10 protein-coding genes are annotated in these 19,097 nt (G+C 41.3%); all 10 read right to left on the reverse strand.

Translation table 11 applies throughout. From position 1 onward, the window contains the following. Positions 1-63: 63 nt before the first annotated feature. Positions 64-2,685, reverse strand: coding sequence for a DUF4962 domain-containing protein (locus tag BSAG_RS12515; RefSeq protein WP_008019203.1), 2,622 nt, complete (start codon positions 2,683-2,685; stop codon positions 64-66). Positions 2,686-2,726: 41 nt separating this feature from the next. After that, a complete protein-coding gene (locus BSAG_RS12510; protein WP_004312969.1) occupies positions 2,727-3,995 on the reverse strand; it encodes a sugar MFS transporter in 1,269 nt (422 codons plus the stop codon). Next, positions 3,992-4,963 carry an ROK family protein gene (locus BSAG_RS12505; protein WP_004312968.1) on the reverse strand — a complete coding sequence of 324 codons (972 nt, stop codon included), beginning with the start codon at positions 4,961-4,963 and terminating at the stop codon, positions 3,992-3,994. The genes BSAG_RS12510 and BSAG_RS12505 overlap by 4 nt, the downstream gene beginning before the upstream one ends. 41 nt (positions 4,964-5,004) lie before the next feature. Next, a complete protein-coding gene (locus BSAG_RS12500) occupies positions 5,005-6,633 on the reverse strand; it encodes a Tat pathway signal sequence (protein ID WP_004312967.1) in 1,629 nt (542 codons plus the stop codon). Positions 6,634-6,923: 290 nt separating this feature from the next. Next, positions 6,924-8,540 carry a sulfatase gene (locus BSAG_RS12495; RefSeq protein ID WP_008770823.1) on the reverse strand — a complete coding sequence of 539 codons (1,617 nt, stop codon included), beginning with the start codon at positions 8,538-8,540 and terminating at the stop codon, positions 6,924-6,926. 101 nt (positions 8,541-8,641) lie between these two features. Beyond that, the gene (gene hepC, locus BSAG_RS12490; protein WP_004316601.1) at positions 8,642-10,642 is read right to left on the reverse strand and encodes a heparin-sulfate lyase HepC; all 2,001 of its coding nucleotides are present in this window, start codon (positions 10,640-10,642) and stop codon (positions 8,642-8,644) included. Positions 10,643-10,701: 59 nt separating this feature from the next. Next, positions 10,702-12,006: a DUF4995 domain-containing protein gene (locus BSAG_RS12485; RefSeq protein ID WP_004316600.1), complete on the reverse strand. Its 1,305-nt coding sequence runs from the start codon at positions 12,004-12,006 to the stop codon at positions 10,702-10,704. Positions 12,007-12,186: 180 nt separating this feature from the next. Then, positions 12,187-13,860 carry a RagB/SusD family nutrient uptake outer membrane protein gene (locus tag BSAG_RS12480; protein ID WP_004316598.1) on the reverse strand — a complete coding sequence of 558 codons (1,674 nt, stop codon included), beginning with the start codon at positions 13,858-13,860 and terminating at the stop codon, positions 12,187-12,189. Between the two features lie 16 nt (positions 13,861-13,876). Continuing rightward, positions 13,877-17,029 (reverse strand): SusC/RagA family TonB-linked outer membrane protein, encoded by a 3,153-nt coding sequence (locus BSAG_RS12475; protein ID WP_004316597.1) that lies wholly within the window; start codon positions 17,027-17,029, stop codon positions 13,877-13,879. Between the two features lie 20 nt (positions 17,030-17,049). Continuing rightward, positions 17,050-19,097: surface glycan-binding family protein (locus BSAG_RS12470; RefSeq protein ID WP_008997501.1), on the reverse strand; the 2,048-nt coding region annotated here is incomplete at its 5' end.

Below are 19,097 nucleotides of genomic sequence, written 5' to 3' on the forward strand. Positions count from 1 at the left end.
ATTACTCTGCAAATATAACGTTTTTATAGGAGTATATGTTTCTTCATCTAAAGCGGGGAGAAATTAAATCTCAAAATCCGGTAAATAGTCTATCAGGACTTTAGTAACCTGTTTGCCTTTTACCTGATCTGTGACTATCGTTGCACCTTCCTTTTTACCGGCATCATAGTTTAAAGAAACCTTTTCCGTTTTATTGCTTACATAGATGGCAGCTTTCCCTTTTTCTGTCAGGTTACAAGTAATAGTCCAGTCGCCTACCTGAATGGTATTACCTTTGCGAACTACCTGCATATCCGGGCGGTTCTTCCCATGTGTATCCATCACTGTCAGGAAACGGGCGGTTTTACACGGAACCGTTGTAGAAGAGAAATGCCAGTGATTAGGATATTTCAACGCTTTCCCTTGTGCGTTCGTCACATTTTTCCAGTTGGTTGGCGCACAGAAGAAAGTATCTACCATCGCTTGTTCCGTTTTTGCCGAACTGAAAAGATGGGCAACAGAAACACCTCCGGCTTTATTCTTACCAATAACTTTCACTTCATCCGTCAGTTCCTGTATTTCCATAGGCAGTTCTACGGTATGTAAAAGATAACTCCATGTTACGGCTTCTTTTCCTTCCAATTCATCATAAATCACAAAAACTCCGGTAGTTCCCAATTGGATGATATGACGGCGGAACATATCCAGCTTGTTCTCATCCCATCCTTTTTCGGGCGTATATTGCGTACCGGATAATTCGCCACGTTTCAACCATAGGGGAGAAGTCACTTTACCATAAGCATTGGAAGCGTCTCCTGCCATGTAAGCGATTTTCTCTCCTTCATACCACCGTGGAATCCAGCCATATCCTTCTGTCCCGATCTTCTGCGTCATTCCATTCACCAAAATACTGTTGTGCGCACGAGTATTACGGTAAGAATACATACAATGATCGTCTGTAAAACCAGTACGATGTCCGCTACTGTAAAAAATGGCTTTACCTCCGTAGAATGTATTGAAAGCATTTTGATTGGCTAGTGCATGGGAAGTGGAACCGTAGGAACTGGAACGGAACGACAGCATTGCATTCTTATCTATGTCTCCCAAAGAAGTATTCATCGTACCGATTCCCGTTTCATTGAATACTTTTGCCATCGGTAATTCTGCAAGAGTAGGGCCTTCTTTGGGAAGTGCTTTCTTTGTTATACAGCGATACCAGGTCAGGTCTCCGGATTTTCCGAGGAAAGTCTTTTCCATAATATCCGGTTCTTTCTGCAAAATAGTGCGTACATAAGCGGCTGCCCATGGATTGTTACATTCGCGTGCCAAGGCATCTGCATACCCTACTCGTGTACCGTTTGGCTTCAGCTTACTTTCATGTGAGTTTCCTTGCCCGGCGGATTTTGAGAATGGAGGTTGTTGATAGATGACGTAAAACGCATTGTTGTTATACCAGGGATCAGCAAAGAAATCGAATCCGCTGATACGGGAATAAAAAGCAGGAACTTCAATCAATGTGCGGAGATTGACCTGAAAATAAGAATCGCCATTGTGCCATCCTCCATCCGTGTTGAGGCCCGGCAGACGGGATACCCACTCATTGTAGCAATAATCCACCCAGGTGGAAGCCATCGGCAGTTCGCCATACGTAGCAAACGCAGCCATATTCAGGATACGGAAAGTCATTTGCCAAACATGGTTATCAGCAATACGGTTTTCTAAGTGATTGACATATTCATGATAGAATTTCTTTCCATTTTCACGAATCGTTCTTAAGAGTAGTTTCTTTTCATCCGGAGTCAGCAGGTTATACCATGCGTCATACGCGGAAGTACTCATAGACAGAATGGTGGAACGGTTGAAATCTCCCGCAAAGTACTTACTATTCTTCCATGAAAGAATTTCGGAAAGACGCTTTATACCTTCTTTGTAGTATACCTTGTTTTTCGTTAGCAAGTAAGCACGTAACATGGCTTCGATATTCGCTTCTTCACGGTCTACAATCTTACGACTTTCCCGAATCAGAGCGGAACGATATTGAACGATGTTTGTCAGCTTGACAACCTGGGTCGTATCAATTTCTTCTTCCAAATGTTTCAGCGGGTGATTCAGACATTTATCGGCTTTCCGGATGTAAGCCTGTGCTTCCGGATTGTTTTTATTCCGTTCGATGATATTGTCCCAATCTTCGGCATCAAGCAAGATACGGGGATGCGTCTTGGGTAATTTAGCTAACACCTCTTGTAGAGAAGGCGGGTTGAATGTACGTATATGCTCGTCTATATAAAAATGAGAAACGGGCGACCATTCTTCTTTTCCATCCTTGTCAACGTAGGCATATTGCCAATACCATTTTCCTTTTTCAAACAGTTTGAATGGGTTGAAAAAGGCCCATTTCCTTTCAGCGGTTATCACTTCCGATTTGAATTCTGGGTCGCGTGCGATCCGGATGCGGTAAGTTACTTCCGGTTTGTAGTCTTCTTCTTCCACTCCGTCCAATACGGCACCCAAGTGAGGAAATTTGTCCGGCCACATGAAACGAGGAGGATTGACAGTGATATGCTGTCCGTCCAGTGGTGAAGGCGTTTCGCGTACCTCGTGCATCAAAGTCTGTTGAGTCAGGCGCATGATTCCTTTTTGCGCATACCCGTTGGCGGATAGCAGAATGGTGAACAAGAGAAAAATAGATATTCGTTGTTTCATCATATAACTTTGCATTTTTTTATTCGTCGTTTGTTGTTCAGCGTTCAACGTTGTTTGAACAAGTCTTTCAGACGAACGGTCTTGTTATTAATCAGTGGGCGTGCCCAAAAACCGATAAAGGTGATGTATCCTACGAAAACAAGGATAAACAGCATACCTGTGCGGAGTGATGTTGCATCTGCCAGCGTACTCACAATCATCGGACCACCGGCACCACCGACGATTGCCGAACATAAAATACCGGCAAATGAACCGTGATGCTGTGAAGCAGAGTTCAAAGCCAATGAGAATACGATGGAATACATCATGGAAATACTGAATCCGACAGCAGGAAAAGCGATCATAGATACTTCCTTGCTTCCGAACAATGCCGATAATAATAGGATGATGGTCAGGATTCCGGAGATTTGCAGCAATCGCTTGCTGTCAATCAACTTGAGTAGAATCATACCTACGAGACAGCCGGCTGTCATCAATCCCCAGAAATAGCTTACGGCTTGCGCACCGTCAGTTTGCGGATTGACTCCGTGGTATTGTTCCAGAAAGGTACTCATAAAGATAGAAGTTCCCTGTTCCGTGCTTACGTAGCAGAAAATCCCCAGGAAAAACAGCCATACATATTTCTGTTTGAATAAAGCCAGATATGAATCTTTAGACCCGCTTTTCTCATCTTCTTTCAATTCAATCTTGGGAAAGCGGGAGACACCGACAGCAATCAGCATTACTAACAACAGGATGGTAAATACCCAGTAAAGAGATACCCATGGCATTTCCCGTGGGGTGATATCGGCCAACAAGTCGATAAAGAAACCTTTCCCGGCTGTATAGGTTGCCGGGTCAAGTTCACGAATCAGATAAGTATATACCAGAGGACTTAGGAAAGAAGCGATGCCAAACATGAATTGTGCCAGTTCGGCTATAAATGCATAGTTTTCTTCTCCTCCTACAGTACGCTGGAGCGGATTCAATACAGTTTGCAACATGGCCATTCCTAATCCGATGATGAAAGAAGAAGCTAATAACATCGGATACGTATGCATACAGGCAAACAGGATGGTGCCGATGAACGGCATCAGGAAGCCACCGAATAATACCGGTTTTTCACCGAAACGGTCAATAAGTAATCCGGCAGGGATAGACATGATGGCGTATGCCAGGAAGAAAGAGGTCGGGATAAATCCCGCCATCGCCAGGTCACTTAGATTGAAGTTGTGGATAATATCCGGAATGAGTGGTCCCAGAATATTAGTAATGAACGAGATGGTGAACCAGAACGCCATAATCAGCGCCAACATTCCTAAATTCTTTCTCATAATTTAATCAGGTTTGGAGCAGATAATTGAGTAAATACAAGTGACGCAGCTCCAATACTTCCGGCCTTGTTTCCAAGAGCGGCAGCTATGATTTGAGTATTCACAGCACAGTCGGGGATGGCATAACTACGCGCTTTTTCGCTTACTTTCTGAATGTAAAAGTCTCCTGCTTCGGAGAGCCCTCCACCAATCACAATCTTTTGCGGACTGAAGATATTGATAAAGCCTGCAATTCCGTGTCCCAAAAAGTCACAGTGTTCTTCCAGTGATATTTTTGCAATCGGATCCCCTTGTTTATAAAGACGGACAATCAATTCTCCGTTAATTTCTTCATTCGGGTAGGAGATACCTGCGTCTATTATTCGTTGACTGAAGCGGCGTACCAAAGCAGAAGTGGAAGCATAGTGTTCCAGACAGCCGACGGAACCGCAAGCACACGGTTCGCCATTGGCAATGAGAGGCACGTGTCCCAGCTCCGTTCCCCGGTTGGCATAACCGTTGAACAATTTGCCGTCGATGACTACTGCACCGCCAATACCCGTTCCTACCGTCAAGAAAACAACATGAGTGGCTCCCTGACCGGCTCCGTACATTGTTTCTCCCAGTCCCATCAGATTGGCATCATTTCCCAATAAAGCAGGAAGTCCGGTTTCCGTTTCAATGCGGTCTGCCAAGTGAATGTTTTCCCAGCCGTTGATATTTTCCGCACCTCCTAAAACAATACGGTTCGTACCATCCACAATGCCCGGTGTTCCAATTCCTATACCATCAATTTTGTAGCCTTTTTCCTGTGCAAAGGCTTTCACTTCATTGATAGCAGTAACCAACTGTCCGATGACAGCTTCTGCTGATACATCGGCTTTCGACGGTAACTTCCCTTGAAAGTAAAATACGCCTTCATTATCAATAAGGGCGTATTTTACAGAAGTTCCGCCAAGGTCAATTCCTATAGCGTATTCTTTCTCCATACCACGTTAATACTTAATACTTGATACTTAATACTTAAAAACTACACTCTTTCCGCCCAAATCGGTGAACTCCAAGCCCATTGTCCGTCACGTTGGCGAACGCGCACATAGTAGTAATCCGTATCTCGCTGCGGCTCTTTATCTTCCATGTAATGTTCCAGAGTGAAACAGCTTTCCGGCATGGCACGATTGAAGAGAATAGCCTCGCTCAACCAACCGATCATGAAGTGTGAACGTGAACCTTCGAGCAACTCGCCCAACGTATGTTCAAACTTCTTGCCATTGAATTCGGCAATGACCTTACCGTCTTTTGGCATTTCCACATCAAGGATTACAGCTTGCATGGCTGCTGTAGTCGTATTCGGATTCTTGCTGCTGTACATATCCAGTTCGGTTTCCTTGTCGCCAACGGATACAATACGGTTGACATGTGTGTGGAATTCAGTTTCACCTTCTTGCGGAGAAGTGAATGCTGCGCCACGGAAACAAGGAGTTACACTATGAATCTGGCCTTTGTCTACCGACAGTTTGCCCTGCCAATGTACGTATTTCTCTTCACGATTCCAACCAAAATCAACTTTAACTTTGCAACGTACCGTATCACCTTCCGGAGCAACGGGAGTCAACGGACCGTTCATGCGAGCCAAAATCTGCCCGTTCTTTACAATATCTACGTAGTCAATACAGCTTTCACCTGTGACATTCAGATAGATACGACGGCTGTTACCGCGAACTACATCACCCATGAAAGCATCGTTGAGGCGGAAGTCGATAATAATCTTATCACCGGTTGCAGCACATACGTGACGGGTACGTAGAGCTTCCCAAATGGCATCGCGAGTCAGTGACGGAGCCAAAACACCGATACGGCCGTCGCCATAGCTTCCCGGATAACCGGAATGTTGGTCGGTGGAAGCCATGATACCAAACTTATTGCCCAATTCAAGACCATATTGAATGGTTCCTTCCCATTGGCGTGGTCCCATATCATGCAAATAGGGGTAGTCTCCCTGATCGCTTTCTGCCAGACCGTGACGGGAATACATTTCTACGAATGGAGTAATATCTCCTTCGGTAAAGCATTTCCAGTTGTAACCGCGATAGCCACCCTGATAACCCATGTGGTGCGGGGTAACGAATACCTTATGTCCTTTTGCTTTTTCTTTCCAGTCCTCGATTGAAGTACATTCTACAAGTGGTGCGTCCAAATCATAGTTCAACGCAACATGGTCTCCATGTTCCATACTATGAGCTTCGTATCCTACAAAAGTCAGGAATTCACCTTCCTTGTTATACTCATTTGTCATTTTTACGTACTTCTCATAACCGCCTTCACGCAAACGCTTGAAAGCTCCCGTGTGGTAATCGATTACCCATTTCAGGCGGGGATCATCTGCTCCGGGAATATCCGGCCACATAGCATGAGGAGTAACACTAACAAAATCCAATTGTCCTTTCGCTGCTTCAAAAGCATCGCGCATGTCGCCGTGTCCGTATGTGATGTTACAGTGGTTGTGTAAGTCGCCCCAATACATTTTGAGGTTGCTGGCTGATGGCATAATTTTCTTAGCCTCTTTGCTTCCTGCTGCGCAAGAACCGAGCAAGCTGCCCGAAGCTGCCAGTCCGAGGAAAGACCAGCCTGTGTTTTTTAAAAACTTTCTTCTATCCATGATATAATTGTTTTTGGTTAATCTTTATTTATATAAATGGGAATTTATCGGTTAAATGAGAATTTATCGGTTCTTAAATTATATATTTATTGGGGTGCCCTGAAAGGGCTTAATTATATAGCGTAGGGCAACGCCCTACGAAAAAAGCACACCAGCCACAAGCCCTGAAAGGGCGGAACTGTATACAATTATGCCCTTTCAGGGCGCAAATTCAGATTGTCGTTTTTACGTAGGGCGTTGCCCTACGCTATATAATTAAGCCCTTTCAGGGCACTCCGCAAAATTATCATTTAGCGATTTTTCATCAGTCTTCTGTCACCTTTGAAAAGAACCTTTTCCTTTTCATCCGGGTCTGTATCTTTATACTGTTTTTGAGTTTCCTGAAGCAGTTGCATCAGTTCTTTTTGTTTTTCAGCATATTCCGGTTTGCCGAAGACATTGTTCATTTCTCTTGGGTCGGCTTTCATGTCATACATTTCCCATTCGTCGATGTCGTTGTAGAAATGAATCAATTTGAAGTCTTGCGTGCGTATACCATAATGACGCTTCACAGAATGTTCTGCAGGGTATTCGTAGTAATGATAATAAGCAGCTTTGCGCCAATCGGCAGGAGTTTTGCCTTCATTCACCAATACGGGTTTCAGGGAGGCTCCTTGGATATCTGATGGGATCTCTATTCCGGCAAAGTCGAGGAATGTAGGAGCAAAGTCCACATTCATGCTGATGGCATTACTGGTACTTCCTGCTTTAATTGCTTTCGGATAACGGATAATAAGCGGCATGCGTTGACATTCTTCATACATAAAGCGTTTGTCAAACCAGCCATGTTCGCCAAGGAAGAAACCTTGGTCGGAGGTGTAGACAATAATTGTATTGTCCAGCTCACCAATTTTTTCGAGATAATTCAGCAGTCGGCCGATATTTTCGTCTACTGCCAGAACTGTCGCCAGATAATCACGCATATATTGCTGATATTTCCAGCTGATTAATGATTTGCCTTTCAGGTCACCTTTGCGGTATTCGGCAATGCGTCCGGCATATACAGAGTCCCATTTATCCTGAACTTCAACAGGCATACGTTTATATACACTGTAAAGACGGTTGGTGGTATCTTTCAGCATCTCTTCACGAGTCAGCAATTTGAGGTCCCAGTCGTTTGTCAGTGTATGTTCGATAGACATGTCCTGTTCACGGGCTGCTCTTCCGCGGCCTTCATAGTCGTCGAACAGATTAGCCGGTTCTGGGAAAGTGGTATTGTTGAATATACCCAGATGACGGGGAGCAGGCATCCAGTTGCGGTGCGGAGCTTTCTGATGATACATCATGCAGAAAGGCTTGTTTTTGTCGCGACCTTCGAGGAATTCAATGGCTTTATCAGTAATAATATCCGTAGCGTATCCTTTTTCTACAATATGCTTCCCGTTTTCCCAAAAATCAGGGTCATAATAGTCACCTTGTTCGTGTTGGCCGCTAAGGATGCTCCAATGATCGAATCCTTGTGGTTCACTGATAAGATGCCATTTACCAATTATTGCAGTCTGATATCCGGCTTGTTGAAGCAGTTTGGGGAATGTCTGCTGATCTCCGTTGAACGTACTTGCGTTATCGGTAAAACCATTCTCGTGGCTGAACTTACCGGTGAGGATACAGGCGCGTGAAGGTCCTGAAAGAGCGTTGACAGCGTAGCAGTTGTCAAAACGGATACCTTCGTTGGCAATCCGGTCCATGTTAGGAGTCTGAATCAAATTTCCTCCGTAACAGGACATTGCTTGAGTGGTATGGTCATCCGTCATCATGAAGATGATGTTCGGTTGTCTGGTCTCTTCTTTCTTTTGATTGCCGCAGGAAGTGAGACTTAGTGCAGCTAGTGGGAGGAGTAGGGCAGAGGGGGTGTAATAGTTTTCCATAATGATGAAGGGGAGTGACTAAAAAGTCGGTTGCATCTCCAATTCCCTTCCTTCCGGAAGGAGGAGAAATTGAGATGCGACCGACTTTTTAGTCAGCTTTATTATAGTTTGTATTTTAATGACTGTTTCTTTCCGTTTACTTTCACTTCTACTTCCAGTCCGTTTTCATCGAACGCTTTGTTCTTGAACTTAGCTGCAAATTTAGGGGCATCTGCGCTCTTCTTAACTGGGTAGATAACTGTGATGTAACGTACAGCTTCTTCGCCGTCTTTCTTCACGTTGAAAGATACATTCATACGTTTGTAACGTTTGCGATAAGCAGTTGAGCACCATCCTGGTTCTTTCTTCATCGACATACCGTCGGGACCGAAACATTGCAGTTTCATGTTGCTTCCGTCTTCAAATTGTGTCAGGAACGTCATGTCTTCGCGGCTGTTGGCAATTTCTCCTTTTGGCATTTGATAGTGAAGATTGATGGAACCTTTGGCGCTACCGGTCATTTCGTCTACAATGACAAAGTAAGTGTTGTCAACAAAGAAAACAGAACGACGGTGTTTCAGGTTCTTGTAGCTAGGATTTTCGGTCACTAAAGTTTGGATAGCACCTTCTGGTTGCCACAATTTAGTCACAGATTCTGTCGTATCCAAGTTCTTGTTGTTCAGCGTTACTGTGTTGTGAACACAAGTCTGACGGTGCCAGTTGCGTTGTTCCATCACTTCGCCTTCACCGGCATAGACATACGAACCAGAATCCGGGAACAAATTCTTGCCGTTAAACCAAAGTTCAAACGTTCCGTTATCCGGCTGACAATGCCAGAATGCTTTCGGACCTGCTTTTACTACCATTTGCGTAGCATCCATTCCCCATGAGTTACGGAATACAAAGAAACCTGATTTCAAAAATCCTTTAGACATATAATCCGGCAATGCACCTTCTTTACCTTCGGTTGCGAAGTATTTGATAGCCTGGTTTTTCGGGAACAGTTTACTCCATGCTTTGTAGTTTTTCACCATTTCTTTCTTTGTTGTCAACTTAGCATCGCTGAAACATGGATTGGTATAATCAGGGAAAGAAATGTTTGCGTAGAACATAATCATGCTTTCGATTGTATCCAGATAATCCTGTGGGAATTCTTTACGGAATCCGTTTGCATCCGCGATACCTAATGCCTTGCAGAAAATGTTGATGGCTGCCAGATGATAATGTGGGTCGAGTTCGAACTGTCCGCCGTCTTCGTATACCTGTACATGAATTTCACGGTTCAGAATATCGATACCGCTTTTTCTCCATGCCGGAGCATCTTTGAATTCAGGGAAGAAAGCACCGGCGTAGATCATACGTTGAGCTTCAAACAGCAAGTGGTTACCTTGATCGGAGTAATTAGCAAGGATATGTATAGCATGTTTGTGATAGTTCACCAGGAATTCTGTCAGGAAGTCCGGAGTGAAAGAAGGAGAAGGGAGGAATAGCTGGAATTGTGAGGTTTGGTCCTGCAGACGATTACTAACTTCCAGCGGACGCCATGCGAAACGTACATTTTCTACTTCACCTTTGATTTTTCCATCACTTATCAGCTCATATTCTTTCTTGTTCATCTTTACCAACGGATTCTTTTTAATCCAGTCGATATACTGATGTGCCCATTCTTTAGCATATTTCTCGTCACCGGATATGCGATAAGCCTTTCCCATCGGAGTGAACCATTTGTGACGGTGCAACTGCCAACGGAGTTCATTGTCTTTCACCGGCCAGTATTGCCAGTTGATGTCTTCTCCATAGTTGTAAGAAGGCTGATAACCTTTATGTACGAAGAATGTATGTTTCAATCCGTCGTCTGCCCATTGTTGCTCTTCTTTGCTGATAGTCACTTTGTTCAGATTGATATCCGGAGTTTTTACGTTGGTACGTGCACGGTAATAGTCTAGTAATGCTTTGGCAGCATCCTCATCTTTACCTTCCTGATGCAAAGCTTTCACTTTCTCCAATCCCGGATAGTCCAGGTTAAGAATTGAAAAGACTTCGCTTTTCAGTTCTTGGGCACTAGCTTTGCCTACAAAACAAGCGATTGCCAGCAGAACGATATACTTTAAAGTTTTATTCATGATATAATTTACGATTTTACGATTTACAATTTACGATTGAGAACACTCTTGCTTTTGTATTATTGGATTACTCTCAACTCTCCATTCTCAACTCTCAACTTCTTCAACTCCATGAATCTCTTCAATGCTTCCAGATAGTAATAGTCAGCATAGTTTAGTGGAGTGTCGATTTCAGAACCGTTGGGCAGTGAACCGACAGAGTGCATCAGAATGAAACCTTGATTGTCACCCACTTTTGCAAGATATGCGTCGCTTGACAAACTCTTCAGAATCTTTTCCGCATAATCCAGGTATTTCTGCCCGTCGGGAACCATGGTGCTTAGTTCGATCATGGCAGAAGCAGTGACAGAGGCAGCAGATACATCGCGTGGAGTTTCTTTAGTTACAGGAGCATCATAATCCCAGTAGGGAATGGCATCCTCCGTTTTTACGCGGTCCATAATCATATCGGCTATATCCTTTGCAAAGTTTAGGAAAATGCTGTCATTGGTTTCACGGAAGCAAGCGGTATATCCATATATAGCCCACGCTTGTCCGCGTGCCCATGAAGAATCATCGTTCTTTCCTTGGAAAGTTTGTTTGCTTTCCACTGTACCGTCGTTGTTATAGCTTATTACATGCCAGCAGGTATAATCCGGACGGAAGTGATTATGCATGGTAGTCATAGCATGCTTGATAGCAATGTCTTTGTATTTATTGTCGCCTGTCGCTTTTGCTACATTAAACAGAAGATCAAGGTTCATCATATTGTCGATAATAACCGGGAAATTCCATGTTCCGAAATCCCATGAACGTATAGCGCCGATAGAATCGTTGAAACGGCCGCAGAGGTTATCGGCAGTTTCTCTCATTACAGCAGCAATGGTGTCGTTGGGTGAAAGACGTTCTGCGTTGCCATAGCTACAGTTGACCATGAATCCCAAATCATGCGTACCTTTATAATAGCGTACCGGATTCAGCAGATTTGTATATTGGATGGCTTGAGTTTTCAGTGTATCGTTTCCTGTCAGTTCGTATGCGTACCACAATGAGCCGGGGAAGAAACCACTCGTCCAGTCATAAACGTTGCAGAGGCGACGTTTTCCTAGTTGGTCAGCAGTGGGTTGTGCGCGTAGTGAATCTTTGAATGTTGATGAATCTCTTTCCAACTGACGGCAAAGGAAATCCATGTCATAACCGGTACGGATGGAGCGTGGCAACATTCCCGTACCACTAACCTCTTCTGCAGAAAGTTGTAATTGGGCAGAAGCTACATCCAGTCCTTTTTTTATCCAACTGTAGTCTTCCTTTGGGGTTGTCTGGCACGATGCAAGTGCAATACTAACCGAAGCAAAGAGAACAAGTTTCTTTTTCATGTTATTCATTTTAAGTGATTGTTTTTAGAAGTTTTGTAACTGATACAAAAGTAACCGAAAGGCAAAACTTTCCGTTGCAGGATTGTCCAAAAGGTGTTTGAACTCTGCTTTTTAAGTTTTGATTTTGTTGAAAAAGGTTTTAAATTTCTCCAATATGCCCTAATTAAGGCATATTGGAGAGAATGAGGACTATTCCCAATTCGGATTTTGATTAAATTTAATCATCAAGTCCATGTCTCTTTGTGGAATGGGAAATAGTTCATGCTTACCTTTTACAGTATGTCTGTAAACAACATAATTAAATTCAGTTTCCGCAGTCCACCAGTTAAGCAAATCATTGTATGTTTTTTGAATAGTTTCATAATATATTCCCCAGCGGATTAAATCCATGCGGCGGTGTCCTTCAAAAGCCAGCTCATAAGCTCTTTCTTGATAGACTGCTTTACGAAAATCTTCTTCATTTAAATCTTTTAAATCACAAATACTCGTCTTACTAGGATTACCAAATCCACGACGGCGCACCATATTGATCGCTTCATAAGCTTCATCAGTAGGTCCATGTTTCCATTCATTCAAAGCCTCTGCGTAAAGTAAAAGTACATCTGCATAACGTAGGAAATACCAATTAACATTTGATTTATCGTTATTGATTAATTTACTGGTGGTTACATATTTTTCAATGTCCCATTTAGCAGGTGTATAATTTTGTTTTTCTTTTTGTCCTTTAGTGGGGTCTTTGTCTTTTTCTTTAGCAGAATAATCGGTATCATTTTTTCCTTTTGTCCAAAGTACTTTATCATCATCGTATTTATAATTGGCAACGGAAAGAGCGCAGCGTAAGTCTTGAGGATGTTCACGCCATTCTGTTACGAAAGTATGCACCACTTTCACATTTCCTGCGCAACTTCCACGCTGTCCTGCGATTGATGTGGTTTTAACTCCATTCCATTTTCCAATACGGCCTACAGGGTCACTGTTTCCTGAAACGGTAGGGGAGTAAAATGATATTTCGATCAAGCTTTCTGTTGGGTCCCAAACCCCGTTACAAGTGTTTTTCCATAATTGTTCGTAATCAGATAGAAGAGCATGTTTGCCGGATTCTATTAAAGTACGCGCGGTTTTAGCGGCTTCTTCCCATTTTGACTCATCATATACAGGATATCCTGCCCATGTGGCGTAAACTTTTGATAATAAGCCTAGAGCAGCCCCCCTGGAAAAACGATAGCTGTTATCGATGCGGTATTGGTCATCTTGTGCATAGGGCAGTATTCTACTAGCGTAAAGCAGGTCATCTTCGATGAATTCATACACTTTTTCCGGTTTTACTTGAACAAATGTTCTTGGATCTTGTTTCGACATTTCTGTATTGGTCATAAGAGCAATATTACCATATCTGCGCACTAATTCAAAGTAAAACATAGCTCTTAAAGCTCTTGCTTCAGCTATATATAAAGTGGCCAATTGACGGTCGGTATCTGAGTATGTATTTATTTTGCTTGAGATTCTTTCTAGAAAATCATTCGCATTATAGACACCGGCATACAAAGATGACCAAGTAGTTTGTACTTCCGATTGAGTGGTAGGAAATGCATTGGCTGGTATGATACGATAGTTCTCCGTACTATTTCCTTCTGCCTGCTCCATATCTGTTCCTAAATTAAACAATATAGATAAATGATAGCCATATTGTCCATCTTCTATGGTTGAACGATAAACACCTTGTAATACAATCTCTGCCTCTTTAGCATCTCGCATAAAGTTTTTCTTTTCTACATCGGTGCTGGTTTCTTCGTCTAATGTGCAAGAATTAAAAGGTAATGCACATATTACTGATATTGCTATATAGTATAGAATCTTTTTCATTGTACTTAATTTATTATTAAAATTGAATATCAAGCCCAAAAGTAAATACTTTACTCTTTGGATATGCACCCCAATCTAGTCCAGGAGTCATCGGATTGCTCCCTGCTGTACTTACTTCCGGATCATAACCACTATATCCTGTAACACAGAATAAGTTTTGTCCTGTAGCATAAACACGAAGTCTGGATACATAGAATTTACTTGTCCATTTTTTAGGTAAAGTATAACCTAATGTTATATTTTTCAAACGAAGGAATGAACCGTCTTCTACAAAACGTGAATAGACATCATTGGTAATGTATCCATTATATAAAGGTACTTTATTGGATGCATTGGTCGGACTCCAGCGATCCGCTACTTCAGCCAGCATATTTCTACGTCCGCTTCTTGATTGAGTTGAATATAGACGGGTTGCATTATAAACGTCATTGCCGTAATTGAATTGTAGCATGAAACTGAAGTCAATCCCTTTATAATTTAGTGTATTGGTGATACCTCCATACCATTTGGGGATTGCAGAACCGATGACAGTACGGTCTTTGGTTGTAATTTTACCATCTCCGTCTTGATCTTTATATTTTACTACACCCGGTCTTAAAGGCTCTTTTGTACTATAGCGCGGGTCATTAACGACTCCGTCTTTTAAATACAATGTAGGATCGCCTGGCTTTGTGTAAAAATCAGAACTTTGGTAGATCCCATCAAACTCATATCCGTAGATCAATCCTAAAGATTCACCAACTTTGGCTATGTAATCATATGCGGTGAAGTTGCTGTCGAATCCGGAACGTGCATACATCGCATCTACACCGGAAGCAAGTGACTTTAATGTATTTTTGATAAATGATATATTAAAGTTCGTATTCCAAGTAAAATCTCTTGTTTGTATGTTAATACTGTTCACATTTAATTCAAATCCTTTATTTTGGATCTTACCAATGTTCTGCATTTGTGAGTTAAAACCTGTAATGTGTGCAAGTGATTGAGCTAGCAAGAGATCTTTTGTATTTTTGATAAAGAAGTCTGCTGTAATATTTAGGCGACTATCAAAGAAACCAAGATCTACACCTAAGTTCACGGTATTGGAACCTTCCCATTTCAGGTTAGCGTTTTTGAGTTGTTTCGGTGTCAATACCGTTACTGTATTATTACCTACTCCATATTTACTAGCTTCATATAAATCTAATGATAAATAGTTTGAAATACGGTCATTACCGACAGTACCCCAACCGAAGCGAACTTTAAAATTTGACAACCATTTTATATCTTTCATGAATGCTTCTTCAGAAACACGCCAAGCAGCTGAGAAAGAGGGAAAGTATCCCCATTTATTCTTTTGGGAGAATACAGTAGAACCATCTGCACGTATTGTCGCTGTTAATAAATAGCGATTGTCATAATTATAGTTACCACGGGCGAAGAAGGATAGTAGCATCTTGTCATTATAGCTGGAGCTCACTTTACTAGGAGTAGCTCCGATGCCTAAATTGTCATTGCCCAGATTATCAAATGGGAAATCCATCGCTTCTCCTAATAGATATTCGCTGCTTTTGAATGAAACTTCATGGCCTAACATCACATCATAAGTATGTTTTTTAATCTTTTGTTTCCATGTGAGGTTATTATAATTAGTCCAACGTACGTCGCGTCCCATTTGAGTTCGGCCATACGGCTTTTCTCCATTACGATATGCTTCTTTAGAACCTGTTTTGTAAAAAATGTCAGTTCTGCTGTCAGTTGTATTATAGGTACCAGCTGTCTTAAATGTTAATCCTTTAATAATTTGCCAGGTTATAGATGCATTGGCTGACCACATTTCTCCACGTTTATTATTAGTAACGGATTCGGTTTGCATGACAGGATTGACTTGAGCAAGGCTTTCTCCAGTCTCTAGCATTTCAGGGTCAATAGCAGAATTTAATAATTCTTCATCTGTCAGCTTCAGACCACCTGTTGGACGTGCACTTAGAATTTGTGCTAACATATTAAAACGTCCGGAGTCTGCGGAAGTTCCCACACCTTTACGGTTCGTTTGTGCGTAATTAACAGTTGTATCAAAAGTGATGTTTTTTGTTATCTTTTGATTAAAGCGAATTTTACCTGTCGTTTTATCAAATCCACTATTCTTAAAAATACCATTTTCAATATAACGGGAAAATGAAGCTGTATATTTGGTATTATCACTACCGCCTGAGATGGATAGATTATGGTCTTGTGACCATGTCGGATTGAAAGTCTCTTCTTGCCAGTCTACTCCTTTCATTCCGATATAATCTTCCGCTGATTGATAAAGATAAGGAATTCCATTATCATCATTTCCTGATTTATAGTAGGAATTTGCATATTCGGTTTTTATTTCTCCTTGCAATTTAACGAATTCATAAGGAGAAAGTACATCTAACATTTTTGAAATCTTACGATAACTTGCAGAGCCGTTGTAGTTAATTACAGGGCGTCCTACTTTACCTGACTTGGTGGAAACCATAACCACCCCATTGGCTGCGCGCGCACCGTAGATAGCGGCAGAGGAGGCATCTTTTAAAACTTCTATAGATTCAATATCGGAGTTCGATAAATAATCGATATTATCTACTTGAAAACCATCTACGATATAAAGTGGAGAAGCATCTCCTGTTAAAGTACCTACACCACGGATGTTGATATTAAATCCAGCTCCTGGTGTACCGTCAGTTTGGGTAATTTGTACTCCGGCAATTTGTCCTCCTAAAGCCCCCATAACAGAACTGCTTTTATAGCCTTCAATGTCTTTGGAAGCGACGGATGCAACAGAACCTGTCAAATCACCTCGCTTCATGGAACCATATCCGACAACAACAACTTCGTCTAAAGTTTTATTATCTGGTACCATTTTAACATTCATAGGAGATTGTCCGGTATATTTAATCTCTTGGGTTTTATATCCAATATATGAGAAAGATATTATTGAACCTTTTGAGGTTGTTAACGTAAAGTTTCCGTCGAAGTCAGTAATAGCTCCAGTAGATGCACCTTTTACCATAACTGTTGCTCCGATAAGCGGAGTGTCTGTTTCATCTACAACAACACCTTTTACAGTTATGTTCTGGGCTTGTAAGCTGATTGTGAAAATCAGTGCTAAGAGGGTGATATACCCTCTTAGTTTTATTGATTTAGTGATTGTATTATACATAGTTAATGATGTTTTGCTCATTATTTAATAAATTTTTTGTCAAACCATATGATGATAGGTGCTATTTTCTTTCCATTTTTTAATGATTCTCCGGTTTCTGTTGTATCAACGGTGACATTTGTAAGGAAAGTCATTTCTCCAACCATAATTCCATTAGCATATTCTCCATTACTATTTTTCCAGATATTCGGACTGATATGTATAGTCAGGTCATTAGGAACTACATAGGCTAATGCTACGGATAGTCTATCCGATTGATTAGGTAATTTCTTACTATGGCTCATGTCGTATACGCTGCCGTAATATGACATCGGATTCCTAGACCCGGTTGATAGTTTTATATCCATAGCTTTATAATATGTAGTCCATAGTTCATTTAAGAATGAACCGGCAGCTCCGGGTGCTCCTTTTACTAAAGTACCTTCTGTGGGATAGTAGTTAAATGAACGGCGGTAATCTAATGCGAAATTAGAAGTTGTAGTTATTCCGTTAACTGTAACCAACGGAACTGTTGAATTACCACCATTTTTCGGATCAGCTTGGAAGACAAAAGGATTATAATGGATATGTACTCCATTATTTGCTTTTAAGTCATAATGAATAAATACAAGAGTTGTTTGAGATATTTGGCTATCTTTATCTGTTCCGGCTGTTGCTGTAACATAACAAAATCCTATTGTATTTGCTTTGACTCCATTTTTATCTGCGGGCCATGTAGCTTCTTGATTGAAACTGATTTTTCCTGTATTGCTATCGATTGTTAAGTTGTCACAATTATTTCCGTTCTTGATGCTCCATGCGACCGATACATTCCCTTTAAGCCCTGTTTGTGGACTTGGGAAAGTGAAGCTTTTTAATGTAGCATCCGCATTAGCTTCATTATCTTCTGTAATTCTAAATTGATTAGCATTATTTTCTTCTGGTACATCAATGTTGTTTCCATAACGAATATCAGTGAAGTAATTAGGATTCTCAATGATATTCAGAGTAAATGTCGCATCTGCAGGATTTTCTGCGTTTTTAGAGTTAGTCGCTCTCACGGTAAGAGGATAATTTCCTTGTGGAATAGTATTTCCCTTTTCTACAGAGATTGTTCCAGTTTGGGCGTCAAATTCTATCTGACCCTTTAATGCATCCGGTTCATTAATCAAGCTGAATTGGATATTATCTCCTTTCAACCCTTCCTTAGGACTAATGGTGAACTTTGAATATTGATATTTATCAATACTTGTTTCATATTCGAATCCTGAAATTGGCTCAATGTATTCTACGACTTGTAGTGTAAATGCATTATTGAAATCTTCTTCTCCAAAATTGTTTTTAACATGTATTGAGATGACATAGTTATTTCCACTTTGCAATCCGTGGTCTTTGTCAACGGAAAGAACTCCGGTAGTTGGATCTATTTTAATTTTATCTGTTGTAGGAGTAATATTTTTTATAGAATATTCTATTCCTTCTAATGAACCTTTAAGTGCAGGCGCATTACTCTGAAATGAGGTCTTTCCACTTTTGTCGTTTTCAGCTTCTAGCATATCTTCGTTAGGAGTGTACTCCAAACCAAAAGGTGCTGACGTGACATTTATTTCTAGTGCATTCTCAAATATTCCTTCATCTTCAGAAGAAGCTCCGGTTGTTAGTTTTAATGAGATGTTATAAATACCAGGAAGAAGTGCTGTGCTACCTTTGATAATACTTATTTTTCCACTTTTAGTGATGTCGAAGTATTTTGAATAGTCACTTTTTGCAATCTCATATTTGGTAATGGTTACATGATCTCCATCTGTCTTGACTTGCGCTGTTGGTAGTTCTACTTCACTTGTTTCATCAATAATATCATTATATTTGACTTGGAGTTTGTTGGGTTCCACTGTAATTCCATCGGGGACGGCCTTCAAGAAGTTTATTTCTACAATATCTTTAAATTCATAATAATTCCCTCCGGATATGCATGATATGGATAATTTATATAGGCCAACTTGCATATCTTTGGTGCTATTTATAGATATGAATCCATCATTTGGGTCGATAGTAAAACAATCTCCGGAATAGGCTTCACCTTTTAAAG

This window comes from Bacteroides sp. D1 (assembly GCF_000157095.2).
GTDB lineage: Bacteria > Bacteroidota > Bacteroidia > Bacteroidales > Bacteroidaceae > Bacteroides > Bacteroides xylanisolvens.